The sequence below is a fragment of the Alicyclobacillus sp. SO9 genome, assembly GCF_016406125.1.
Taxonomy (GTDB): Bacteria; Bacillota; Bacilli; order Alicyclobacillales; family Alicyclobacillaceae; genus SO9.
This window is the reverse complement of the sequence record NZ_CP066339.1, coordinates 1737631-1762250: the sequence shown is the minus strand read 5'-3', so window position 1 is coordinate 1762250 and position 24620 is coordinate 1737631. Positions and strand designations below refer to the sequence as shown.

Below are 24620 nucleotides of genomic sequence, written 5' to 3'. Positions count from 1 at the left end.
GACTTCTCCTCCCCTGCATATCGCAAATCAAATAAAATCAAACAACGATTGAAGTTATCTTGTAAAACGGAACCACTTAGTCAGGCTTGTAGTCTGACAACCAGTCAGGCTTGTAATCTGACAAACCTTCGTCTTGGCGTTGAATTAGTCTAAACGCTCAAACACACCAGCTGCTCCCATGCCGCCGCCAATACACATTGTGACAAGTCCATATCTGCCGTTCCGGCGTTCCAACTCGTTTAAGATGGAAACCGTCAAACGCCCTCCGGTGCATCCCAGAGGGTGACCCAATGCGATGGCACCGCCATTGACATTGGTCTTCTCTTCATCCAGGCCCAGTGTGCGAATCACATGCAGTGACTGCGACGCAAATGCTTCGTTCAGTTCGATGACATCAATGTCATCCAGACTGATGCCGGCTATCTTCAGAGCCTTCGGTACGGCTTCGACCGGGCCTACGCCCATAATATCGGGATCGACACCTGCAACAGCAAAGGAACGAAACGCTGCCAAAGGCTTTAATCCCAGTTCCTTCGCCCTGTCAGCAGACATCATTAAAACAGCGGCCGCACCATCACTGGTCTGTGAAGAATTGCCTGCGGTGACACTGCCCTTAACATGGAAAGCGGGGCGCAATTTCGCCAATGCCTCGATGGATGTGTCGTAACGTACACCTTCGTCTGTGTCAAAGACCCATTCTTTCATCTGCATACTGCCGTCTTTGCCCATCTTTGCTTCCTTTACGGTTACAGGAACAATCTCACCTTTAAATTTCCCTTCGGCGATGGCCTTCGCAGCACGCTGGTGGCTGCGAAGAGCAAATGCATCCTGGTCTTCACGGCTGATCCCGAATCTGCGAGCCACTTCTTCTGCTGTGTGTCCCATTCCCATGTAGGCAGCAGAATTGCTATCCACCAAATACGGATTAGGCGAAATGTTGTACCCGCCCATGGGAACCATGCTCATGGTCTCGACACCGCCAGCAATCAGGGTATCAGCAAAGCCCGTCATGATTTGCTGACCAGCCATTGCAATCGTCTGAAGACCAGAGGAACAAAAGCGATTGACAGTCACACCTGGCACTGTGGTCGGCAAACCGGATCGTAAAGCAATGATTCTGCCGACATTCATCCCTTGCTCAGCCTCCGGTATGGCACAACCCATAACCACATCTTCTATCTCTTCAGGTTTTACTTCCGGCGCCCGCCGCAGTAAATCCTGTACTACAAGTGCGCCCAAATCGTCCGGACGTGAATTTCGAAGTGCTCCTTTCGGTGCCTTTCCTATGGCCGTCCGGGCCGCGGCGACGATTACAGCTTCCTTCATTGTCCAACCTCCTGTCAGTTACGAAGTGGTTTCCCAGTTGTCAACATGTGCTGCATTCTCTGCTGGGTTTTCATCTCCCCAATCAAGCTCAGAAATGCCTCCCGTTCCAAATCCAGCAGGTACTGTTCTGTTACCAGCGTACCGCGGGGTACAGCACCGCCAGTCATGACATTAATAAGGTGATGGGCGATTACCACGTCGTGGTTAGAGACGTAACCGCTTTGCTTCATGGCTTCTACGCCCGTTTTAAGAAGAGCAGCGCCCGCTTCACCAACAACAGGAACGAGTTTTTCCACTTTTCTCTGGTAGCCCGACTTCGCCATTCCCAGTGCTCTTTGTTTCGCATCGTGGAGGAGAAAATCCCGGTTCAGCGTAATACCGTCTGATTGCCGCAAATACCCGATTTTCTTAGCATCCTTGGCACTGGTAGATACCTTTGCAGTGGCAACAGCTTCAAAGGCTTTCGCAACATAATTTTCAAGTCGTACATCGGCTCCACCTTGCACGTGTTCATTGGCACGAAGCAGCATCTCCTTGTTGCCGCCTCCGCCAGGAATCAGGCCCACACCAACTTCAACCAAGCCTACGTAGCTTTCTGCAGCTGCCTGAATGTGATCGGCTGGGAAACACACTTCCATGCCTCCACCAAGAGCCATGCTGAACGGTGCAGCTACGACAGGTTTGTCAGAGTACTTCAGTTTCATCGCTGCATTCTGGAACTGCTGCACAATGGCGTTGATGTCCTGCCAATTTTCGTCCTGCGCCTCCATCAGCATCAACATCAGGTTTGCTCCGACACAAAAATTCGGAGCTTCGTTGCCGATGACCAGGGCATCCCAGTTTCGCGATACCTCATCCACCGAAAAGTCCATCATCTGTATTACATCGGCACCAATCGCCTGTTTTGGAGAGTGAAATTCCAGACAAGCTACACCGTCTCCCATATCGATGAGGCTGGCACCGGAATTCTTCTTAATCACCTTTCCTTGCGCTTTTAACGTTGCCAACGACAGGTGTTCTGGATTCTCCGTCTGCTTGCGAAACTCTCCATTGCCAACATAAAATTCGATGTTGTGATGATCCGTACTCTCGTAGAAAGAGGTTTTTCCTGATGACAGAAGTTGCTCTACGAATTCAGGAATGGTGTCTCCTTCATCACGCATCCTCTGTACTGATTTTTCGACGCCGATGGCATCCCAGGTTTCATAGGGGCCCAAGTCCCAATTGAATCCCCATTTCATGGCATTGTCGACAGCAACGATATCATCTGCAATTTCAGTTTGGATTGTGGCTGTGTAAAGAAGAACCTTCTTTAAAATGTCCCACGCAAATTGACTGGCTTTGTCTTTTCCATAAACCAGTGTTGAAATCTTTGCCTGCACACCTTTGGCTCGTTTTGCCGCATCCAACGAAGAAGATTTCAATTTTCGACGCAGCCGGTAGTCCAAAGTCGTTAAATCCAGTGCGTGAATTTCCTTTCCATTTTCATTTTTCACGCGTTTGAAGAATCCTTGACCTGCCTTTTCTCCAATCCAGCCATTGTCCAGCATCTTTTGGATATAGTCAGGTACAGCAAACGCCTGCTTTTCCCAATCTCGGGTAACGGACTGCTGAACATTCTTCGCAACATGAACAAATGTATCCAATCCGACCAAATCCAGCGTTCGGAATGTAGCGCTTTTTGGACGTCCCATTGCAGGACCAGTCACTGCGTCTACTTCGTCAACACCGAGTTCGTATGCTTCCATTGCGGAAAGTGTGATGAGCAACCCATACGTGCCAATTCTGTTGGCAATAAAGTTGGGTGTATCTTTTGCCAGGACCACACCCTTGCCGAGAATGCGTTCGCCGATAGATTGCATCAAGGAAACGATTTCAGGGCGGGTATCTGGACCAGGAATGATTTCAAGCAATTTCATGTAGCGAGGCGGATTGAAAAAATGCGTTCCGAGAAAGCGCTGGCGAAACTCCAGACTGCAATTCTGGCTCATCTTTTCAATTGAAATCCCCGATGTGTTGGAACTGACAATGGTCTCGGGGCCAACAGCCTGTTCCACACGCTCCAGCAATTGCTGCTTCACTTCCAGGTTCTCTACAACTACTTCAATGACCCAGTCACAATCTCTTAGTTTTCCTAAATCGTCTTCAAGGTTTCCAACCTCAATTAACGCGGCATCGTCAACATCATAAAAAGCAGCTGGCTTGACCTTCCTTGCTGCAGCCAAACCCTTGGTTGCAAACCGATTTCGTACTGCCTTGTCCTGTAGTGTCAGACCTTTTGCATTATCTTCTTCACTGAGTTTCGGCGGCACAATGTCGAGTAATACCACTTTTATACCCGCATTTGCCAAGTGTGCGGCAATTGCGGCACCCATTACACCGGCTCCCAATACCGCCGCTTTGCGTACATTGTCAATCACAGTCGCTACATCCCCCTCTGTAGTGTCGGTCAACTTAACCGACCAGTCGGTAGGTTCAATCCCATCATAACAAACAAGTAAAAGTTTGAATAGATCTCCATCGAAAATATGCAGAATTTTATAGTAGTGTGTGACTAGTCCAGACTGAAAGGCCAGTAGAACCAGATAGATCTGATTCTACTGGACAGGCTCCTCATAATTGCGAAACTTGTTCACCGCATCCGTAAACGCATCCTGGAGCCGTGCAGCTACGTTGTTTCTGGAACTCCTCCAAATTTCAGCAGGGTCTTCCGGAGTTGAGAGCAGGGTTTGGGCAGGAATGTCAGGCAGATTGTATAGCAACGACATTTTATTTCTATCAGCTACAACGGAGTGAATTGATTGAACTTCCAGTGTTGTACTTGTCATAAAGACCTCATCCATGCTGTGCAGGTCATCTAGAGCAACACTTTGTTCATATACTGTGTATCCGATTTCTTGGGCAAGTTGAAGTACAAAACGCCTGGTGATACCAGGTAGAATATAACGGTTCGCCGGGGCCGTATAAATGTCTGTGCCGCGCACAAACCAAGCATTGCTGCTGGACCCTTCAGTAAAGTCACCGGATTTTACGAAAAGAGCTTCTACTGCCCCGAATCGGTGAGCAGTTTCCTTTGCAATTACATTCGGTAAGAGATTAATTGTTTTAATCCATGTGTTGGCCCAACGTTCGTCAGGTATGCACAACAGCGATTTCTCAGACGACTTAGCAGACGCCTTCAACAACAATGGCTTTACTGTCATTGTCACAGAAGGCTGTGCTTGTGGAAATAAATGCTCCCGCGGTGCAATTCCTCTGGTGACTTGCCAATATACCTGAGCTTCTTCTTCACCGCTGCGGCGGACAGCTTCTGAAATCAGCTCAGTCCATTCTTCGTGAGACAGCGGATTCTCAACACCAATAGCTTTGCAACTTCTGTCAAGGCGCTCCAAGTGCCAATTGAGCAGAAACGGTCTTCCACCATACACACGGACTACTTCGTAAACACCGTCTCCAAATTGATGTCCCCGTTCTTCAGATGGAACGACAGACTCTTTGGATGATAGAAATTCCCCGTTGACATAGTAGATTTCACTCACCATGCTCCCCTACTTTCATAAAGTCTCGCATTGTCGTACTGGTCGCAACACCTCAGGGATTCGCATCACATTCAGAACTCATGTATTATGGACAGCGTATCCTACCTGCACTGAATGTCAACATACAAACGGAGGTGATTGCTACGGAAGACTGTTTATTCTGCAAAATCGCAAATGGAGAACTCCCGTCGAAAAAACTTCTTGAAACAGACGAGTTGCTGGCTTTTGAAGACATTCGTCCGCAAGCGCCTGTTCATGTATTACTTATCCCTAAAAAGCATATTCAATCAGTTCAGGAACTAGAGCCTGAAGATAAGGAATTAGTGGGAGAATTACACCTGGCAGCACAGAAGCTTGCCGTGCAATTGGGTGTAGAGAAAGACGGTTATCGCATTGTATCTAACGTGGGCTTCCACGGCCAGCAAACCGTTTTGCACCTGCACTTTCACTTGCTTGGCGGACGCCAGCTCCAGTGGCCTCCCGGTTAATGACCGCGGAGGCCGCCCAAGCCGGCAACTGTCCTCTCAAATCAGGTACTGTAGCGGTTACTCAGCCGGTTTGTCAATGACTCGAAACTTCGTCTCCGTTCAAAATCAAATGCGGAACAATGGTTGCATTTAAAGAAGCAGAAGCACTGCAGTATTTTTCCTCACTGAGATGAATAGCCCGCCAGGCTTTTTCAGGCGCAACTTCCCCCGTGATGTGGTAATACAAGTCAATTTGGGTAAATCGTTGCGGATGTTCATCCTGACGTGTGCCCTCAGCTTCAATTTGTAAATCTTGTAAGGGTTGCCTCATCCGCTCCAAAATCATGCTGATGTCAATTCCGGTGCATCCAACGAGTCCCATCAGCACCAATTCCATCGGACGGTTTCCCTTGTCTTCTCCCCCCGCCTCTTGCTTGGCATCCATCGATACCTTATATCCAGACGGACCGGACGCCTCAAAATGACGTTTTCCCTTCCAGTTCGCTGTAATCTTCATTAACATCCTCCTCACATCATTCCCGTGAAATTTCTATTCAAAAAAGGCTGCTCCGCAGAAATCTTTACTGCTTATTGACGTCAAATTACACCTCTGTAGCAGCAGTGTCAAAACCTTGACGGAAAAATGCAACTAAAAAACTGAGTACAGTGTCAAAAAAAAGACTGCAAAGAGTAGTCCGTGCAGAGCACCTGCCAAAACATCAGTAACGTGGTGAAGGCCTGTGTAAACTCGTGAAATCGCAAGCAAAAAGGCCAGCACAAGCAAGACAGGTCCATAGCTCGGAACCGCGAACATACTGATGGAAAGAGCAAAAGCGCCTGTCGCATGATTGCTCGGAAAAGAAGCGCCGCCGTCATGACAGAGAAGCGGTCTGAATCCGTACAGCTCGAATGGCCGCAAGCGATTAAACCGGCGGGAAACGGGTTCATTGACAAGACGAGCCACGATGGCAGCCACGACGGCGATAGTCGCATGAGCAAGCACAAGCCGGTGCAAGGACGCAGGCATTTCTAAATTTATAGTTGATGTGACAATCAACAGTAACATCACTATTGGTGTCCACTTACCGACTGCTATCATTAATTGGTCAAAAAACTCAAACCTCTCCCAGGCTTTCTGACAATGTAACACAGCGGTTTTGTCCATCTGCTCCGCCAAGGATGCAAGTGAAAGATTCAGTGGTCATCGCTCCTACTTTGCTTGTACTTCTCAGCTTTGGGATAGTCAGTACCCCTTGCCAATTGAATCGACATGTTTTTGACAAGAGCCTGATTAAAAGCAGGCACATTGTACAATTCTAAATCACCCTCGTGATTATAAGTGTAGGCTTGATGACTAAAATTTGCACTGCCTATGATAAAAATCCGACCTTTGTCAATATCTACGATTTTTGCATGCATCCATTCGTAATGATAGGGGCGATAGAAACGAACCGTAACGCCTGCGTCACGTAGTTCATCTGAGGCTCTGCGATTTAACGATTGGTTCGGGTCCAACAGGACTTCTACCCTCAATCCCCGCTTCACATCCATTTTCAATGCACTGATGACGTTCCAGTCAGAGATATCGAATCCTTCCAATTCCACCGACTTCTCTGCATGCGCGATGGCTTGTACCACATGAGGACCAATCTGTCGGTCAATCAGCAGCGGCATTTGAGTAGAGGGAGCTGCAGCCGGTTGCCCTCCAGCTCGCTTCCAATCCCAGCGAAAAACCGCCAAATAAGAAGGATTGGGATGAGAAATGTAGACAGAGGCATCATTATTCGACCAACTGTGCTGACCGAAATTCATACCGCCGATTAACACGCCCCTTGCAGCGCCGTCTGTAATCAGCATTTTAATATGAGAAATTCCTTCATGGATATGAAGTGATTCCACTGGAATTCCTGCATGCTTTAATGCAGGAACAGCCGTCTTTTGTGAATGCTGTTCTGTCGCATCCACCACAACGCGAACATCCACCCCGCGTTGATGAGCATTAATCAGTGCCTGTAGAATATCAGCGTCGGACAGCTCGTAAATATCCAGGTAAACGTAATGTTGACTGCCTTGAATCATAGTGAGAGCTTGCTTTTTAATGTCCTTTTCCCATTCCAGCGTCATGCCCCGACTGTATGCAGGAGCAGGCACAGCTTGCACTTTATGTACTTTTTGCACAGATGTACAGCCAACCAGGGAGAAAGAGGCAAGGAGTGCAATACTCATGGCTGTCAGACTCTTTTTTCTCATGTGCGAAGGCACCTCATTCCCGAAGCGATGTAACATTTATGCATTGTGTTTCGCTTTGCAATCTATCATCACCTGTTCACACCAAGATAATTGTTACAAAATATGAATAATTTCACAAAAATAATTTTTATTTATCTGATGTTAATGCCCAGACTCGCGACACAATCAGTTGAGGACGTTGACTCTCCCGGTACTGTACAGTTCCCTCCATGCCAATCAATCTCCCATAGGGTGTAAATATAATGGATCCCGTAGCTTGATAAACATTTTCAAACATAGTTGCATCGGCAAAGCCTGTTTCGTCTTCCAGCGTAAAAAACACTGTTGTTCTGCCGCTGCGCGTGGGCGGTCGATGCGGCCGTACAACAATACCCGCTAACTTTATTTGTGCGTTGTCAGGACAGTGAATGACATCTTTCGCTTCAGCATATCCTTCCGTTTTCAGGTGCGGTCTGAACAAATCCAGCCAGTGACCTGACACACCGACACCTACTAGATTGTATTCATCAGACAACTGTCCTGCAAGCAGTTGTCTCTCTTTTGCCGCATCATCAAAAGTGTTTCTGTACTTCTGTCTGTCATTCCGAATGATGGCTTTCGAAGTAATTTCCAAAGGTTTTTGTTGAACACTTTCATGCCTTAGAAGAGGCAAATGGTTCATTCTGCGCGCAAACCAGTGTGGTAGTTCCCACAGTTGGCTTTGCCGGGGAACATTTGAAACGCCGTCAAAACTACCGACTCGAATCAATTTTTCTGCAGATAGTCTGTCTAGGTCATGAACGCGCGAAATACAGTCCGGCGCCGACTCAAAGCCTCCATGTTGTTGTCGTTCAGAAACAATTTTTTGTACCAGTGATTGACGTATGCCTTTGATAAGACAAAAGCCTAACTGAATTTGATTCTTTTTCACCGTACATTCCCATTCACTGCGGTTGATATCTGGGCCAATAACAGCAATGCCCCGTTGTCTGGCAGCTGCACAAACAACATGAACAGGATAATAGCCCATTGGCTGCTGGTTTAAAATAGAGGCAAAAAATTCAGCCGGGTAATGCCTGGACAGATAGGCAGTTTTATAGGAAGTCGCTGCAAAAGCAGCGGCATGTGCTTCACAAAAACCATAGCTGGCATAACCTTTAATATACGAGAAAATGGTATCTGCTGCTGCTTCGTCAACACCTGCCTGTCTAGCTTTTTTCAAGAATCTATCTCCAATGCGATCCATCTCTGCACGTGTCCGAGCCTTACTCATCACTCTGCGCAGTTCATCCGCTTCTCCGGGTGAAAACTGAGCAATGACCGTAGCGATTTCTATGACTTGCTCCTGAAATAAAACAACGCCATAGGTTTTTGCAAGGATGGGCTCCAGTTTGGGATGCAAGTAAGAAATCGGTTCGAGGCCGCGGCGGCGACGAATAAAGGGATCGACCATATTTCCTTGAATGGGACCCGGCCGAATCAACGCAACACTAGCTACCAAATCCTCCAGTCCACTTGACTCAAGCCTTGCCTGCAGCGCTCTCTGCGCAGGACTCTCCAACTGAAAAACGCCAACGGTGTCGCTGCGCCCAATCATGGCAAAAGTAGCTTTGTCGTCAAGCGGGATGCTATCGTAGTCCACTGCCCTGCCTTGGCGTTCACTTTGAACAATGGTGTCTTCAATGGCCGACATGGTGCGCAAAGACAATAAATCCAGTTTCACCAGTCCAACATCTTCAACCGCGTGTTTGTCAAAAGGGGTCATCCATTCCCCTTTTGCGGACGGTTGCAGCGATGTCACCTCATACAGGGGACGGGAACTGATGACAACCCCACCTACATGCATGCCAAAATGTCTTGGAAAACCGGCTGCTTTCTCAGCCAGTTTCCAAATCCACGACAATTGCTTTTGATACTGTTTCAACTCCTGCATTTCCGGAATTCGGTCAAACATTTCGGCCAAGTCGTCAGCATGCGCCATAGCAGGAACCCGTTTTGCCACCACGTCCAAAATCCTCTGCGGTACACCTAGGGCCTTGCCGAACTCCCGGATGGCAGAGCGTCCGCGGAATGTTTGAAGTGTTGCGATTCTCGCTACATAATCACGTCCGTATTTGCGGTAGACATAGTCTATGACTTCATCCCGCCTGCGGCTGTCAAAATCAATGTCGATATCCGGCCGTTCAGCCCGTTCCAGACTCATGAAACGCTCAAACAGCAAATTTCTGCCGACAGCATCTACATCGGTTATAAAGAGGCAGTATGCAACCGCAGAATCTGCCGCTGAACCACGGCCTGCACAACGAATACGGTTTTGTCTGGCAAACCGGACAATATCCCAGACCACTAGAAAGTAATCTACATAACCAAGTTGTAAAATAATACTGAACTCATACTCCAAGCGCTCTTTTATCTCATTTGTCAAACTGCCGTAACGTTGTTTTGCCCCGTTATAAACCAGCCGGCGGAAGTAGTCCATTGCGGAAAATTCTTTAGAAGGAAGTTTATACTTAGGGAACAAACTGGCTCCTAAGCTCAGCACCACCTGACACCGCTGTGCTATAGCCTGTGTACTTGAAACAGCCTCTGGATATTCAGCAAACCGGTTGTAGGCTTCTTCCTTTGAATGCAAATATCGGGTAGTATTTAACGGACGATTAGGATGCGGTGTATATACGTCCGTATCACAAGAAATACACTTCAATGCATCGTATACCGGAGAATCAGCCGGGTTCACATGGTGAACATTGCTGGTCCCTGCCATCGGAATGTGTGTATGTCTGCTGAGCTCGGCAAGTTGGCTGTTCAACCAGTTTGTCCTCGGATATGCATCTCCCTGTAACTCTAAAAAATAGGATCCCGGAAAAACAGCCTGATACTTTTTAGCAACGGCTAACGCTGCATCCGGTTGATAATTCAACAAATGCTGTGCAATCCGTCCTTTTCTGCAGCCGGACAGCACAATCAGGCCTTCACTGTTTGCAAATAAATCTCTCTCCGACAGTTTTGGGTCCAACCGGCCGTCTTCTCCTTCATGCGCCAAAGTCAACAATTGACAGAGGTGCGTATACCCAGTCTTGTTTTCTGCAAGGAGCGTCAGATGTGTCCCGTCTGTCAGCGTCACTTCAGATCCGGAAATCGGTTTAATTCCGTACGAAGCAGCCCATTTATGAAATTCTGGAAGTCCGGCTATTGTATTGCTATCCGTCAACGCCAACGCAGACATTCCCCACATAGCAGCCTTTGCTGTTAAGGATTCAATAGGAGAAGCTCCGTCTAGAAAAGAGTAAGGCGAATGACAGTGAAGATGGACAAACTCTCTCTCTTTCACATCGCATCAATCCCAAATCTTATATATCCCCCAATTGTTCTCACTGCCTTCCAAATCAAAAACCTGATGCCGGTTTGTATAAACACGAAGCATTTTTCGATTTCTTTCACCGTCCCACCAATTCCCCATTTCCTGCCACGAATCGATATAAGTATCCACTTGGTGAAGCACATCTCCGTCCCAAAAAGAAAACGGCAGGTTGTTATGCCAGTTTTCCACAACAATACTGCGTCTTACCAACCGGGTCACAGTTCACCCATCGCCTCTAACCGCAGTTCACGAAAACCGCTTATCAGCCCCCGCTTTAATTTATAAGGGTACTTTTTGTTCACTCGCGACATCAGTTCATCCAGTTTCTCCGCTTCATTGTATTGAACAGGAAGAATTTGACGCTCATATACTCGAAACGCAGCCTGAGTTCCCTGAAGCAGGGCGTACTCTTCACCATACAGCTCCATATCTTCAATAGCTGTCCCTGAAACATCTGTTAAATGAGGTACGAGATGTGACCAGATAGCATATTTGGTGTACAAAAGTCGATTAAAATGGCGAGTTAGACAATCTTTTTGCTCATCAGTTTCCCAGCACAATTTAATTTGCTTGACCCCTAGACCTTGACTCATGAGGTCTTCAGACAGCCGTTGTACAAGTGCTTCTGCCAAACCAAGAAACAAAGAGATATCGATAGTTTCTGCCTCAGGCTCAACCTCTGCTTTCCGATACAGCAAAGGCCTCTTCTGATTCAGATGCAATACCTGAGTCCCTGTGTCAAAATAATTCTTCCAAAACCAGTATTCGTTACCGAACCGCAGACGCAGATTTTCTTCAGGGACGTCCTGCAGTTGTCCCAATGTTGTAATTCCCAAATTCATTAATTCCTGCTGATAACGCTTTGCAATCATCCACATTGCTGCGATTGGCAGACTTCGTATCCAGCTTGTAGAACTGTCTCCTTTAAACTCATGCAAAATGGATGGAGAGACAATTAATTGCTGTCTATTCACAGTAAAAAACCCCGCACCCGGAATGGAACCGTATCTGCTCCATTCCACGAGTGCACGTGCCAACTGCTTGTTTTCTGCCATTCCGACCCGAACTCGCCCGGCAAAAGAAATTTCGCTGTCTACAGCCGACAAAATTTTACGAACCTCTTCAGATGTACCTAGGTATTTTGGAAGCTCTGCATAAAATCCATTGTTCTCTACAAATTCGAGCCAGGGTGTGAAATTGTTGATGACTTTCCAAACACGTTTCATCACAGGTTCAGGTTCCGCAGACACTGAACACAGTTCAATAGAAGGCAGCAAAGCCTTTGCAGATTTTTCACTCATGCCCGCACAGATACCTTGTTCTCTGGCTAAAACAGAAGCATCACGAATGACACCGTTTTGCACTGCACCCCACAGTTCAGATGCACATGACGCCATGACTCCTTGTGCTTCACCAAACAATGTAACTTTCACACTTACCACCTCAATAAGAACATATGTTCGTGTTAGTGATTATACTCCCCTGATAAGCCGGATACAAACGTATGTTCGCATAAAAGTGTAATAAAAATATGGAAGAATCCAATAAACTTGGATCAACAAATGAATTTTTTACAAATCAAAAATTCATTGAAACCTTTTGTAGACAAACTGCGTCTAATATATTGAAAACACTTAGCCAGAGCTTAAGAAAATTAAACAAGCAGCAGCTTCGACTATCGGAAAGAATGATAAGAGAACGGGGGATTTAAACGTGGCCATTGGATTTATTGTGACGATTATTGCTCTTGCCGCATTAATTGGGTTCTTTTCCAGACAAGCGCTTCAAACCGAAGATACTCCTGCCAATTCAGAACACCGTGAAGAGAATTCACCTTCAAACACTCAGCAGCACTACGAATCCCAGTCTCACATTATTTAATACTCACGTAATGAATCTCTATGTCAGACCTGTGTTTTTGCCCCATTTCTCCAGTTGCTCCTTGCTGATGTTCAATGGAAAGCGAGAATCACCGGCAAAGTCTACGGTTGGCTCAGATTGCAGTCTTTTCATTAGCTCTCTTTCTTCGGGCCAAAAAGATACTGATGACTGAATTTGTTCTGTTGCAGTTTCCGCGCCTTCCGACACTTCCGTTTTTGATAACTCAGAGCTCGAAACCTCTGTTTTTGTTTCCGGAAACCCGTGATTGTCTGCAGAGTGTTTCTCTAACAGCCATTCAGCCGTCTTCGCATGAACATCGTCAAGTAACGATGCAAATGGCAACCCTACGTATTCCAGTGCTTTGTACGGATAAATCTCCTGTTCACGCATCAAAGTCTCAAACATGGCCATCATGTGAATACATGGGTTTTCAGGAACTGCGCAAGAACAAACTGCTTCGTTTTGGACCTGTTGAAGGTAGTCCTCTGTTGGGAACAGAGAAAGACCTGTTCCGGACAGAAATTGCAAAAAATCATCATCCCACTCATTGGCCAAAAAAGCAGCTTGCCAGTCCGGACGCCTGGCCAGCCAGATGACAACCTGGCTGCGGTATGAAGCCCACCAGCTTACTACCGGAACGCGCAATGAAAAAGTACGTTTTCCTCCGCCGATGTTATGCCACTTCACCCTAGCTTCAATACCTTGTTCCGTAACGGAAACAATGTTGACATTGCTCTGCTTTGCTGCAGATTTCCACCGCCGGGATTGGGCTGAATCCAATTCCTGCAAAACATCTCTCCACTCTGCATGTACCTTTCCTGCACCCTTACGGGAAGCCATTAGTCATCCTCCTCCAAGGCAGATTCCATATCCAAAGCAAACAAAGATTGCAACTGGCCGTCATTGAGCTCTGTAATCCAACCTTCTGACTCTCCAACTACTGCTTGGGACAAGGTTCTTTTGGCCGTAATTAATTTATCAATTCGTTCTTCAAGTGTGCCTGAACAAACTAATTTGTGAACTTGTACATCCTTTGTTTGCCCAATTCGGAAGGCTCTGTCTGTCGCCTGGTCTTCAACAGCAGGATTCCACCATCTGTCAAAGTGAAACACGTGGTTGGCTCTCGTTAAATTTAAGCCTACACCGCCTGCCTTTAGCGACAATACAAGCACTGGCGATGGATCTTTCCTTGATTGAAATGCAGAAACAATTTCACCGCGGACACTCGCACTCAACCCTCCATGCAGAAAACGCGGTTTCCAACCAAATCGCTGTTCCAACGCCTCGCATATTAATTCACCCATGTCGCGGAACTGGGTAAAAATTAAAGCACCTTCATCTTCTTCCACCACATCAGAGACCAAATCCAGCAGTATTTTCAGCTTTGCAGAACGTTGTACGGTATTACTGCCTCCCGCAATCAAACAAGGATGATCACATAACTGCTTCAATCGGACTAAAGCTGCCAAAATTTGTCCTCTGCGGGACATCGCAGAAGCTGCAGAAGAAATCCCTGACCACAGTTGCCCTACAATTGACTGATACAAGGCAGCCTGTTCCGCTGTCAAACCGGTATATTCTCGGACCTCCCATTTCTCAGGCAGTTCTACCTGAATACTCGGATCGGTTTTCCTTCTTCTCAAGAGCACCGGCTGCAGCAACAATTGTAATCGTCTGGCCGCCTGCCCTTTCGGTTCATGTGACACTTGACTTACAAATTGACGACGAAACCAACTTCTGTTTCCAAGATATCCGACATTCAGAAATTCCATAATCGACCACAGCTCTTCCAAACGGTTTTCTATTGGCGTTCCCGTTAAGGCAATTGAATGGAACGCTGATAACTCACGTACTGCTGTAGCCTGTTTTGTATCTGCATTTTTAATGTTTTGTGCTTCATCCACAACCAAAGCGTCCCATTCAAAATGGGACAACAACTCCCTGTCACGGACAACCGTTGCATAGGTTGTCATGACCAAATCTACCTTTGGAACAGCCAGTTCCAAAGGTAGGATACCGTCTTCCTGCGGATTATTTCGCGCTGATCCGTGGTGTACATGCACCCTCAGTTCCGGCGTAAACCGGGTCAATTCAGAACGCCAGTTCTGCAACAAAGAAGTAGGGCATACCAACAAATGGACGCCCCGGGCCTGATTTTCTTCTTTCAAATACATCAAATAGGCCAAAATTTGAATGGTCTTCCCCAACCCCATATCATCAGCCAAACAACCGCCCAGACCCATTTTCCGCAAATGAATCAACCAGGAAAAACCAAGCATCTGATAGTGACGCAGTTCCCCGTGAAAACCCATTGGTTCAGGTAATTTGGGCGGATTTGCCGCACTACGTAAAGCTTCAATCCAACGCTTTACAACAATGGCATCCGACTCGTATTCCACTTCCACATCAATTGGAGACTCGTTGCTTAAAGAAACTGTCCTAGAAAACTGCAGCAAGTTTGTCTGTGCAGATTCAGGCTGAGTAAACTGCTGGAACGACTTCAATTGCTCGAAAATCTCCTGAATTGGAACGAGTCTCCACGAACCGCCCAACTGAATGTATGGAGACTGTTCCTCCACCATTCGTTGAAATTCATCTCTGGAGATTTCCGTTTCGCCAAGAACAACTGTCCAGTCAAAATCGACAATTTGCTGTGCATCGAACCAACTCTCCGTCCGTGCAGACTGCTGTCGACCGCGTTGGGCTCCCTTGGATTTCGCACGCTTAACTTGCACCCGAATCCGCACATCATTTGTTTCTAAAGTTTCAATATCAGGGTATTTGAATTCAACACCAAGACCAGCAATTTTCGGTAAGTCGTCATAAATCAAGGGCATCAATTCAGTAGGTGGAATCACAACTTCAGCAGGAGCCGGTTGTTGCAAGGTCCGTTCAATTAAGTGAGAAAATTCTCCCGCTTGCCTTAGTAACGGCAAAAACCAGCTGTCCGGCCTGTCAAGCCGTTCGTGTCCAATCCATATCACACGTTTTTCCTGCTCCCACCACTGAGATAGAGGTACCCGATGCGGCCAGTGATTGTGTGCAATGTACCAGATTAGTTTCCACTCAGAAACGGACGAATTTGCGGCCGGAGGTAACAATTCCATCTCCAAATGGCAGGTACCTGCACCGGAAGTATCTGTGACAGTAGACGCCTTCCATCCGCTCTCGGAAAATGTGTGTTTCAACATCCTCCAAATCAACCAACGGTCCGCAGAAAAAGGCTGTTTCTCCTTTTGACCGAGTCCTTTCTGCCAAGCTTCAATCAGTTCCTGTTCCCCCCGATAAGGGATACGAAAACCGCTGCCGGATGTTTCATCGCTGTCTTCCTGCTGAATTTCCACAGAACATTTTTGGATAAATCTATCAACGCAGTAACACAGCCAGTGATCAACAATCACTTGGCCGTGCTTATCTCGTTTCCACGGAAGCCGAGAGTTCCATGAATCTTTCAGGTAATCATCTGCACTTGTGATGTAAAGCCTTCGCAAAGCTTGCGCATACGTATCCGTTAATGCCGGTACCCAGGCTGCAACGTGGTTTTTCATTCCGCCTGACTGCACCCAGCCTTCGTCACCGGAATACGCCAACTTGAGAAACTCTTCCACAAGTTGGTCTGTCCCCATATCTGCCAACCCAGCAAAAGCCAATACATCGTAATTGCGTACAATTTGAAATGCCCATCTCTGTATTCGTATAAACAGTTTTAGATTCTCATCCAGTTTAATCATCTTTTGGACGGGGGCTTTAGGCTCTTGAAATTGTTCTAACAAGTCGAAAAAAGTGTCCGCCTGCATGGCTACTGTCTGATCAGATGATAAGGTCAGACGGCTTTGATCCACTGGTGACAACAATTTCAGCAATTCGAGAACTTGATGACGGGTTCCGTTCTCAACATGAATGCTTGCAAAGCCATTTTTCCACCACAGCTTTTCTGGCGAATACTGTCCGCTGACGAAAAGCGGTTCCTGTGTCAAAACTCCTGGTTGCTCAGTGCCTGTAATCGTCATTCTGATCCCCTTTTACATGCTCGCAATGCTGTCTGTCTGTATCACTGTATCACATGCTTGCCACCATTCATTCATGGCCTATCTATCCATAGTACCGCAAATGGACACGAATATCATATTTTACTGACTTGTCCCGTATTCTTGAATAAGTATATGCAGTGCTGTTATCGCATTACTGGTAAAAAACTGCTCCATTGTGATGGAGGTCGATGTCATGAATGGTTTTCTAGGCCAACTCCTTGTCGATTTTCTAGTTGCCATGGGAATGGTTCTCGGAGGTGCCCTGCTAGGCGGAATTGGGGCTGTGTTTCGCCATGATTATCCTATGGATACCATGGTACTGCTGGCTGAACGGCTGAAAATTTGGGCCATGGTCAGCACTTTGGGCGGCACAATGGATACCATTCGGGCAATAGAAACCGGTGTCCTGGATGCAAAGTTCAGCGTTCTTGGCAAGCAGTTCACTTATCTGACCGCAGCCTTCTTCGGGTGCCAGGTCGGATTCTGGATTATTAAGGCCATAGCCGGCGGAAAGGCTCCGTCCTCCATATGAAGACCGCTCGAAGTTTTGCTCTCATGCTGCTGGGTATCGTCATTGGCAGTTCACTGATGCTCAGCGCAATGGGACGACAGTTACAAAACTCATATGAACAACAAAAAAAACTTTCAGACAAAGTTTCAGAATTAGAGCAGGAAAAAACAGCCCTTGAAGACCGTCTGCATAAACCCAATCAACAACCAATGATTGAACGGATCCATGTAGATGTCCTTGGTTCTGAAGGCGGGGTTACAGAAATTCGTACCATAGATTTTGTAAAACAGCAACTGGCTTGGTTGATTAACAAGCCATTGTCACTGTTGGTGACCATGCCCGACCTCCCTGTCAAAATGGTTGACGGACGAACGTTTCATATTGAACAAAAGGAAATGATTGTTCATGTGAAGACTGTTACTGTTGGAGAAACCCTCTACCTCCGAGTCACTTCTACGGAAGTGAAAAGCACCCAGGGTTCTTGACAACTTTTTGACCTCAAACGCCTATAAAAGCCATGAAAACACATGTTTAAAACCCGTACAGGCTCAGGTACAATCAAAGTTATCCGCACTGGAGAAACTTGACTGGGTCAACCTTTTAACGGGGATGTGTAAATATGCTATATAGTGACATGACACCATCGCACCTGGAAAACGAAATGAAGCAATTGCAGCAACAAGGACAACGGGCATATGATGAAGCCAACTGGAGCGAATATGAAATTAATATGCATAAATGGTACCTTGCCAAATCTTATCTCATCCAGGATAACGTTCACTTGAAAATCGGTCGTACCTATTCCCTTGCGGAAGCCCACGATCGACTAACTGTGAACAAGCTTAAAGGCATAATGGCTTGGGGCATTCGAGAATCAGACGCGGAAGAAATCGCTGTCCCCATCGCTATGTTAGAAGAGTATGACTAACCTGCTTCACTCACTGGCCCGATAGCCTGGGGCAGGGAGTGTTTAAGCACGCACCAGCCAGGGTTCCTGAGCATTACGGCAGTTGGGGAGTTGGTGAGTTGGTGCCTCAAATCCTATCTTCACCATCTCCCCACCCCCTTGGTTCCCTCATTTTGATTCACTTACCCTGATTCATTTACTTCACAATAACATCTTGCAATTCTTTGGGAGCTTGGTTTAGCGATGTGGCCCCATCTTCTTCAATAACAATCAAATCTTCGATTCGTACGCCGAACTTCCCAGGTATGTAGATCCCCGGTTCCACGCTCATTACCATTCCAGGTTGCAAAACCTGCTGATTGCCGCCCACAACAAACGGCGCTTCGTGAATATCCAAGCCTACACCGTGCCCGGTCCGATGCGTGAAATAAGTGCCGTAGCCACCGTCCGTAATCACCTTCCGACAGGCTTTGTCCACCTCTTGCGCAGCAACCCCAGGTTTAGCAGCCGCAATACCTGCCTTTTGGGCGTCCAACACCAATTGATAGACCTTTTTCATCTCGTCCGAAGGCTCACCTAAAATAAAAGTCCGGGTCGTATCACTGCAATAATGTTGATAAACTCCACCTGTATCAACAATCACTGTTGTGTTCTCCTGAAGTTGCGTTTCATTCGGTTCGTGATGCGGCGCTGCCCCGTTTGTACCCGTTGCCACAATGGGTGGAAATGACATTCCCTCTGCTCCAACTTCCTGCCATAACTGCCACAGACGTTCCGTCAATTCTCCCTCTGTTTTTGCTGTCGATAGTTCTCCCTTAATCTTTGAAACCACTTCATCTGCCATTTCTGAAGCACGGGACAAATACCTTAACTCTGCTTCATCCTTACAGACACGGGCAGCCGTAATCATGTCATCCCCGAGAACTGGTGTCCGTGAAGCTTTATCTGCGTTCATTAACTGTAAAACATGACGAGCTTCCCAGTTCCCGTCCACAGCATAACGAGCATTGCTGTCGATAGACTCCATAATTAACTGATACGGATTATCGCCGTCTTTCCACATCTTCTTTGAAACTTGTGCACCCTCTGCTTCATGTTGAAACATTTCGTGGACTACCCAAACCGGATTGTGCTGAGACGACAGAAGTAATGCACTGGCGCGCTCCCCGGTTTCAAGCCATACACCTGTAAAGTAGTAAAGGTTGGCCGGGGAGGTTGCCACAAGTACATCAGTATTATTCTCCTTCAGTATCTGTTGCAGCGCTGCAACGCGTTCCTTTATGCCAGCATCCAAACTCATATAAAAATACACCTCTCAACCGTGTTTCTTCTGTGAATACAATTATTGTATCACTTGCAGAAGACTCAAGCCTCGGTTGTTGTCGGTGTCATATTCAATTTCGATTCCAACAGTTTTCTGTTGTGAAGTACGCTTGTATCTTCCGGCCGGTATTTTCCTGCTTCCTCATTGTGCTCCCACGCCTTTTGAAAGTTGCCCATGTAGTAATAACAAACACACAGTTGCAGATGCGGATACCAAGTGGAATACGCAGGATAGCTGAAGCTCCACTGGTTAAAGTCCGGCTTCATATTTATGGCCTGTTCATACCAGTATGCCGCAATTTGCCACTTTTTCTGACGATGAAAATGATAGCCGATGCGACACAAGGTTTCCGGGCGCGGAACCCCGTATTCCAATGACCGCAGTAAGGAAGTCAATTCCTTGGAATCGTCTTTCAAGATACGATAGCAGTCCGCCATATTGATGCAAGCATGTATCTTATCGTCTACCCAGCCTTCCTTCATAGCCAGATTTTTTTCGTAACTCTCAATAGCCTCCTGATGGCGGCCGCTTTCCCGGAGCTCGTTGCCGTAATAAAAGTAATCGCGCGGGGAAAATCCGTCTCCCCTCTCTATCTTCGTTTGATAGATGGAGAGATTTCTGCCGATACGCGATTTTTTGTTCGGTGGACTCTTATGTGTCACAGCAACATCTGAATTCATGATGTTACCAGCTACATTTAGATAATTATGGCAGTCACCGTACCATTTGTAGTTTTTCTCCCGCCTCAGCAATCTGTGCCTGCGGTACCGAAGGGTCACATTTCCGAAGGAATCCATGCCGGCATTATAGTACATGGAAACCGAGTCTATAGCTGGGTTTAGCGATTCCTTGAGAGATTTCAATTTGTCACGGTCTTCCTCGAGTAACACATCATCGGCATCCATATAGAAAATGTAGTCCATTGTGGCATGGCTGAAGGATTCGTTCCGTGCCTCCGCGAAATTTCCTGTCCAAGGAAAATGGAAAACACGTTCGGTATACTCCTTGGCAATTTCAACGGTTTTATCCTCCGATCCCGTATCCACAATGTTGATTTCATCAACGAGATCGTGAACCGTATCCAAGCACCGCGCCAGTGTATCCTCTTCGTTTTTCACAATCATGCAAAGGCTGATAGTAACCACTCACCGCAACTCCTTTCAATAAAACCTTTACCTTAATATGTGAGCCAAGCAAGGACTGTTCACGGTAGCTGCCCTGCTGAGAACCGGGAATTGTCGAAAAGCCTGAAAAGACGAAACAGGATACCTTGTGTTGTCTCAAGGCACCCTGATGTTGAAGGATTACATGCTGATAAGTTATACAAACTCGATGGCATTTACAGCAAGTGTCAAAGTGCTGTAAGCCGCAAGGTCTGAATCAGCTACAGCAATATCAATTTCATACGTGTGAAAACCTGCAGCCGGGTATCCAGCCAAGTGATGATTGGAACATGAATATTTGGACATCCCCATGTGCGTATCTATCAATTGGGGTGGATTAAAAACGAGATCACGTCCAAGCATTATCTGCCTGAACGTGATCTGTTGCTATATCGTTATTACGGGCCAAAGTCTATGGCATTCATATCTCGGTTGATAGCCGAAGCTGACGTAACACTTGTGGCGGTAGTTACTGTGATGACGATTGTATACGTGTCTGTCGCAGTAGCTGGGGCCGTATCGGTATACGTGTCGGCAAGATCGAACCGCTGGGTTGAAGCCGTAGACCCTGTTCTGGAAAATGTCCTCGTCTCAATTCCAGTTCCGTTTCTCTGCAGAGCCGCGTTGTACGTGATGGTCCAGTTGGCCGTTACAACCGCCTCAAAGCTGTAGGCCCAGTCGATTTTAATCCGATCTCCTGCAACAACAGGAATGGACATCGTAGCAATAGTGGTTGGTGCTCCTGCAGTATTAACAGCTATGGTCCCTGTGTTGTTTGAAAATGCGTACTCTGTTACGATACCTGCTCCTGTGGGACCTGTCGGGCCGGTCGGGCCGGTTACCCCTGCTCCCGTCGGACCTGTTGCCCCGGTTGGACCAGTGGCTCCTGTCGGACCTGTCGCTCCGGTGGGACCTGTTACTCCGGCTCCCGTCGGACCTGTCGCTCCCGTCGGGCCGGTGGCTCCCGTCGGACCCGTAGCTCCGGTGGGACCTGTTACTCCGGCTCCCGTCGGACCTGTCGCTCCTGTAGGACCAGTGGCTCCGGTGGGACCTGTAGCCCCGGTTGGACCGGTTACTCCGGCTCCTGTCGGACCTGTCGCTCCTGTCGGGCCGGTGGCTCCTGTCGGACCCGTAGCTCCGGTGGGACCTGTTACTCCGGCTCCCGTCGGACCTGTCGCTCCTGTAGGACCAGTGGCTCCGGTGGGACCTGTAGCTCCGGTTGGACCGGTTACTCCGGCTCCTGTCGGACCTGTCGCTCCTGTCGGGCCGGTGGCTCCTGTCGGACCCGTAGCTCCGGTGGGACCTGTTACTCCGGCTCCCGTCGGACCTGTCGCTCCTGTAGGACCAGTGGCTCCGGTGGGACCTGTAGCTCCGGTTGGACCGGTTACTCCGGCTCCTGTCGGACCTGTCGCTCCTGTCGGGCCGGTGGCTCCTGTGGGACCCGTAGCTCCGGTTGGACCTGTTACTCCGGCTCCCGTCGGACCTGTCGCTCCCGTCGGACCAGTGGCTCCTGTCGGACCCGTAGCTCCGGTGGGACCTGTTACTCCGGCTCCTGTCGGACCTGTCGCTCCTGTCGGGCCGGTGGCTCCTGTCGGACCCGTAGCTCCGGTGGGACCTGTCGCTCCCGTCGCTCCCGTCGGGCCGGTGGCTCCCGTGGCTCCCGTGGCTCCCGTGGCTCCCGTCGGACCCGTAGCTCCGGTGGGACCTGTTACTCCGGCTCCCGTCGGACCCGTAGCTCCCGTCGGGCCGGTGGCTCCTGTCGGACCCGTAGCTCCGGTGGGACCTGTTACTCCGGCTCCCGTCGGACCCGTAGCTCCCGTCGGGCCGGTGGCTCCTGTCGGACCCGTAGCTCCGGTGGGACCTGTTACTCCGGCTCCTGTCGGACCTGTCGCTCCCGTCGGACCTGTCGCTCCCGTCGGACCTGTTGCTCCTGTGGCTCCCGTGGCTCCCGTGGCTCCCGTGGCTCCTGTGGCTCCCGTGGCTCCTGTCGCTCCAGTTGCTCCCGTGGCTCCTGTCGCTCCCGTGGCTCCCGTGGCTCCGGTGGCTCCCGTGGCTCCTGTGGCTCCTGTGGCTCCTGTGGCTCCAGTTGCTCCCGTGGCTCCGGTCGCTCCCGTGGCTCCTGTGGCTCCCGTGGCTCCTGTGGCTCCTGTGGCTCCGGTGGCTCCGGTGGCTCCCGTGGCTCCCGTGGCTCCGGTTGCTCCGGTTGCTCCTGTTGCTCCCGTGGCTCCTGTGGCTCCTGTCGCTCCTGTCGCTCCTGTCGCTCCTGTCGCTCCTGTCGCTCCCGTGGCTCCGGTGGCTCCTGTGGCTCCGGTCGCTCCGGTGGCTCCCGTGGCTCCGGTCGCTCCTGTCGCTCCAGTGGCTCCTGTGGCTCCTGTGGCTCCGGTGGCTCCCGTGGCTCCTGTGGCTCCCGTGGCTCCTGTGGCTCCGGTGGCTCCGGTCGCTCCGGTGGCTCCCGTGGCTCCGGTGGCTCCGGTCGCTCCGGTGGCTCCCGTGGCTCCCGTGGCTCCCGTGGCTCCCGTGGCTCCGGTCGCTCCGGTGGCTCCCGTGGCTCCCGTGGCTCCCGTGGCTCCTGTGGCTCCCGTGGCTCCCGTGGCTCCCGTGGCTCCCGTGGCTCCGGTCGCTCCGGTGGCTCCCGTGGCTCCGGTGGCTCCGGTGGCTCCTGTGGCTCCCGTGGCTCCGGTGGCTCCGGTCGCTCCTGTGGCTCCCGTGGCTCCCGTGGCTCCCGTGGCTCCCGTGGCTCCCGTGGCTCCGGTGGCTCCCGTGGCTCCGGTGGCTCCCGTGGCTCCCGTGGCTCCCGTGGCTCCGGTGGCTCCGGTGGCTCCGGTGGCTCCGGTGGCTCCGGTGGCTCCGGTGGCTCCCGTGGCTCCCGTGGCTCCCGTGGCTCCGGTGGCTCCCGTGGCTCCCGTGGCTCCCGTGGCTCCGGTGGCTCCGGTCGCTCCGGTGGCTCCCGTGGCTCCGGTGGCTCCCGTGGCTCCCGTGGCTCCCGTGGCTCCGGTGGCTCCGGTCGCTCCGGTGGCTCCGGTCGCTCCGGTCGCTCCGGTCGCTCCGGTGGCTCCGGTCGCTCCGGTCGCTCCGGTCGCTCCGGTCGCTCCGGTCGCTCCTGTTGCCCCGGTTGGACCGGTTACTCCTGCTCCCGTCGGACCTGTCGCTCCTGTAGGACCAGTGGCTCCTGTGGGACCTGTAGCTCCGGTTGGACCAGTTGCTCCTGCTCCCGTCGGACCTGTTGCCCCTGTGGGTCCCGTAGGGCCCGTAGGGCCTGTTGCTCCGGTTCCGCTGATAGGTGTCGCAACGAGCAGTTCAACGTCATCTACATAAAGACTCGCATCTCCTGGAGGAATTCTGTTAATTATCACAAGAGCCTGCGTAGCTGTGAGTGGGGCTGCGCTGGTTGTCTGATAGACTTCCGTCCAGTCCCCAGTTGCAACATCCGGCAACTCTCCGGCCGGTATATTTACAATTGTTCCGTAGCCTAGGAACGTAAACGCTGCGTCATAATAAATAACACTCATTGACACTAGCGGGCTTGGTGAAGCACCTTGTTTTGCCAATGAAACGATGAACTCAAACGTCTCACCAGGACTTATCGGAACAAACTGATAAATATAGGCACTTGAAGCTCCTCCCGCCAATAGTGCTGAAAAGAAACCTGAATGACTTGCTGAACTTGTCACTGAAGCATTGAATCCAATCCAAGGGGACAGTCCCCCGGTTTCAAAACCTCCGTTGACAATTTTATTCGTTGGCATAGTCTCATCTCACCTCCAGAGTGTGAATTGAGACCACAAGGATGTTATCTCAAATGATCTCAGGTTACTCTATGCCTTTATGAGAAAATGGACTAGACATTTAAATATGGTTGAGAACACATTTTCACTCGCTGA

The 24620-nt window shown here is 49.3% G+C and carries 20 protein-coding genes; 5 read left to right on the top strand and 15 right to left on the bottom strand.

What is annotated here, in order from left to right; all coding sequences use genetic code 11:
* Window positions 1–144 precede the first annotated feature (144 nt).
* The 3 genes from GI364_RS07885 to GI364_RS07875 all read right to left on the bottom strand — a co-directional run bounded on the left by GI364_RS07885 (window position 145) and on the right by GI364_RS07875 (window position 4865).
* The gene (locus GI364_RS07885) at window positions 145–1326 is read right to left on the bottom strand and encodes an acetyl-CoA C-acetyltransferase (RefSeq protein WP_198853081.1); all 1182 of its coding nucleotides are present in this window, start codon (window positions 1324–1326) and stop codon (window positions 145–147) included.
* 14 nt (window positions 1327–1340) lie between these two features.
* Entirely contained in the window at window positions 1341–3746 is a 2406-nt protein-coding gene (locus tag GI364_RS07880; protein WP_198853080.1) for a 3-hydroxyacyl-CoA dehydrogenase/enoyl-CoA hydratase family protein, read from the bottom strand.
* Window positions 3747–3923: 177 nt separating this feature from the next.
* Window positions 3924–4865 carry an aminotransferase class IV gene (locus GI364_RS07875; RefSeq protein WP_233096059.1) on the bottom strand — a complete coding sequence of 314 codons (942 nt, stop codon included), beginning with the start codon at window positions 4863–4865 and terminating at the stop codon, window positions 3924–3926.
* An 80-nt stretch (window positions 4866–4945) separates the two neighbouring features.
* On the opposite strand from GI364_RS07875, the gene GI364_RS07870 reads away from it, so the two are divergent.
* A complete protein-coding gene (locus GI364_RS07870) occupies window positions 4946–5353 on the top strand; it encodes a histidine triad nucleotide-binding protein (RefSeq protein ID WP_198853078.1) in 408 nt (135 codons plus the stop codon).
* 73 nt (window positions 5354–5426) lie between these two features.
* On the opposite strand, the gene GI364_RS07865 is transcribed toward GI364_RS07870, so the two are convergent.
* The 6 genes from GI364_RS07865 to GI364_RS07840 all read right to left on the bottom strand — a co-directional run bounded on the left by GI364_RS07865 (window position 5427) and on the right by GI364_RS07840 (window position 12355).
* Window positions 5427–5849, bottom strand: coding sequence for an OsmC family protein (locus tag GI364_RS07865; protein ID WP_370541838.1), 423 nt, complete (start codon window positions 5847–5849; stop codon window positions 5427–5429).
* 132 nt (window positions 5850–5981) lie between these two features.
* Window positions 5982–6398 carry a phosphatase PAP2 family protein gene (locus tag GI364_RS07860; protein WP_233096157.1) on the bottom strand — a complete coding sequence of 139 codons (417 nt, stop codon included), beginning with the start codon at window positions 6396–6398 and terminating at the stop codon, window positions 5982–5984.
* Window positions 6399–6526: 128 nt separating this feature from the next.
* Window positions 6527–7582 carry a phospholipase D-like domain-containing protein gene (locus tag GI364_RS07855; protein ID WP_198853075.1) on the bottom strand — a complete coding sequence of 352 codons (1056 nt, stop codon included), beginning with the start codon at window positions 7580–7582 and terminating at the stop codon, window positions 6527–6529.
* 127 nt (window positions 7583–7709) lie between these two features.
* On the bottom strand, window positions 7710–10892 hold the full coding sequence (locus GI364_RS07850) for a DNA polymerase III subunit alpha (RefSeq protein ID WP_198853074.1): 3183 nt from the start codon (window positions 10890–10892) through the stop codon (window positions 7710–7712).
* Window positions 10893–10898: 6 nt separating this feature from the next.
* A complete protein-coding gene (locus GI364_RS07845) occupies window positions 10899–11132 on the bottom strand; it encodes a hypothetical protein (RefSeq protein ID WP_198854208.1) in 234 nt (77 codons plus the stop codon).
* A 5-nt stretch (window positions 11133–11137) separates the two neighbouring features.
* The gene (locus GI364_RS07840; protein ID WP_198853073.1) at window positions 11138–12355 is read right to left on the bottom strand and encodes a Y-family DNA polymerase; all 1218 of its coding nucleotides are present in this window, start codon (window positions 12353–12355) and stop codon (window positions 11138–11140) included.
* A 280-nt stretch (window positions 12356–12635) separates the two neighbouring features.
* Between GI364_RS07840 and GI364_RS07835 the strand changes: the two genes are divergently transcribed.
* The gene (locus GI364_RS07835) at window positions 12636–12803 is read left to right on the top strand and encodes a hypothetical protein (protein WP_198853072.1); all 168 of its coding nucleotides are present in this window, start codon (window positions 12636–12638) and stop codon (window positions 12801–12803) included.
* Between the two features lie 18 nt (window positions 12804–12821).
* On the opposite strand, the gene GI364_RS07830 is transcribed toward GI364_RS07835, so the two are convergent.
* Entirely contained in the window at window positions 12822–13643 is an 822-nt protein-coding gene (locus GI364_RS07830; protein ID WP_198853071.1) for a hypothetical protein, read from the bottom strand.
* Complete coding sequence (locus tag GI364_RS07825; protein WP_198853070.1) at window positions 13643–16813, bottom strand: DEAD/DEAH box helicase; 3171 nt, start codon at window positions 16811–16813, stop codon at window positions 13643–13645. Before GI364_RS07825 ends, GI364_RS07830 begins: the two co-directional genes overlap by 1 nt.
* A 214-nt stretch (window positions 16814–17027) precedes the next feature.
* On the opposite strand from GI364_RS07825, the gene GI364_RS07820 reads away from it, so the two are divergent.
* The 3 genes from GI364_RS07820 (at window position 17028) to GI364_RS07810 (ending at window position 18273) form a co-directional block, all read left to right on the top strand.
* Window positions 17028–17366: a YtrH family sporulation protein gene (locus GI364_RS07820; RefSeq protein ID WP_198853069.1), complete on the top strand. Its 339-nt coding sequence runs from the start codon at window positions 17028–17030 to the stop codon at window positions 17364–17366.
* Entirely contained in the window at window positions 17363–17830 is a 468-nt protein-coding gene (locus GI364_RS07815; RefSeq protein WP_198853068.1) for a sporulation membrane protein YtrI, read from the top strand. The genes GI364_RS07820 and GI364_RS07815 overlap by 4 nt, the downstream gene beginning before the upstream one ends.
* Before the next feature lie 134 nt (window positions 17831–17964).
* Complete coding sequence (locus GI364_RS07810; RefSeq protein WP_198853067.1) at window positions 17965–18273, top strand: DUF1811 family protein; 309 nt, start codon at window positions 17965–17967, stop codon at window positions 18271–18273.
* A 175-nt stretch (window positions 18274–18448) separates the two neighbouring features.
* On the opposite strand, the gene GI364_RS07805 is transcribed toward GI364_RS07810, so the two are convergent.
* From GI364_RS07805 to GI364_RS07790, 4 genes are all read right to left on the bottom strand, one after another.
* Window positions 18449–19552 (bottom strand): M24 family metallopeptidase, encoded by a 1104-nt coding sequence (locus GI364_RS07805; protein ID WP_198853066.1) that lies wholly within the window; start codon window positions 19550–19552, stop codon window positions 18449–18451.
* Window positions 19553–19617: 65 nt separating this feature from the next.
* A complete protein-coding gene (locus tag GI364_RS07800; protein WP_198853065.1) occupies window positions 19618–20721 on the bottom strand; it encodes a glycosyltransferase in 1104 nt (367 codons plus the stop codon).
* A gap of 174 nt (window positions 20722–20895) precedes the next feature.
* Complete coding sequence (locus GI364_RS07795) at window positions 20896–21045, bottom strand: hypothetical protein (protein WP_198853064.1); 150 nt, start codon at window positions 21043–21045, stop codon at window positions 20896–20898.
* Between the two features lie 92 nt (window positions 21046–21137).
* On the bottom strand, window positions 21138–24485 hold the full coding sequence (locus tag GI364_RS07790; protein ID WP_198853063.1) for an NTTRR-F1 domain: 3348 nt from the start codon (window positions 24483–24485) through the stop codon (window positions 21138–21140).
* Window positions 24486–24620: the final 135 nt, after the last annotated feature.

Excerpts from the sequence above, each read along its gene's own strand:
- GI364_RS07885 (WP_198853081.1), bottom strand. The coding sequence starts at position 1,326 with ATGAAGGAAGCTGTAATCGTCGCCGCGGCCCGGACGGCCATAGGAAAG.
- GI364_RS07870 (WP_198853078.1), top strand. The coding sequence starts at position 4,946 with ATGTATTATGGACAGCGTATCCTACCTGCACTGAATGTCAACATACAA.
- GI364_RS07865 (WP_370541838.1), bottom strand. The coding sequence starts at position 5,849 with ATGAAGATTACAGCGAACTGGAAGGGAAAACGTCATTTTGAGGCGTCC.
- GI364_RS07860 (WP_233096157.1), bottom strand. The coding sequence starts at position 6,398 with ATGTTACTGTTGATTGTCACATCAACTATAAATTTAGAAATGCCTGCG.
- GI364_RS07855 (WP_198853075.1), bottom strand. The coding sequence starts at position 7,582 with ATGAGAAAAAAGAGTCTGACAGCCATGAGTATTGCACTCCTTGCCTCT.
- GI364_RS07830 (WP_198853071.1), bottom strand. The coding sequence starts at position 13,643 with ATGGCTTCCCGTAAGGGTGCAGGAAAGGTACATGCAGAGTGGAGAGAT.
- GI364_RS07825 (WP_198853070.1), bottom strand. The coding sequence starts at position 16,813 with ATGACGATTACAGGCACTGAGCAACCAGGAGTTTTGACACAGGAACCG.
- GI364_RS07820 (WP_198853069.1), top strand. The coding sequence starts at position 17,028 with ATGAATGGTTTTCTAGGCCAACTCCTTGTCGATTTTCTAGTTGCCATG.
- GI364_RS07815 (WP_198853068.1), top strand. The coding sequence starts at position 17,363 with ATGAAGACCGCTCGAAGTTTTGCTCTCATGCTGCTGGGTATCGTCATT.
- GI364_RS07810 (WP_198853067.1), top strand. The coding sequence starts at position 17,965 with ATGCTATATAGTGACATGACACCATCGCACCTGGAAAACGAAATGAAG.
- GI364_RS07805 (WP_198853066.1), bottom strand. The coding sequence starts at position 19,552 with ATGAGTTTGGATGCTGGCATAAAGGAACGCGTTGCAGCGCTGCAACAG.
- GI364_RS07795 (WP_198853064.1), bottom strand. The coding sequence starts at position 21,045 with ATGTCCAAATATTCATGTTCCAATCATCACTTGGCTGGATACCCGGCT.
- GI364_RS07790 (WP_198853063.1), bottom strand. The coding sequence starts at position 24,485 with ATGCCAACGAATAAAATTGTCAACGGAGGTTTTGAAACCGGGGGACTG.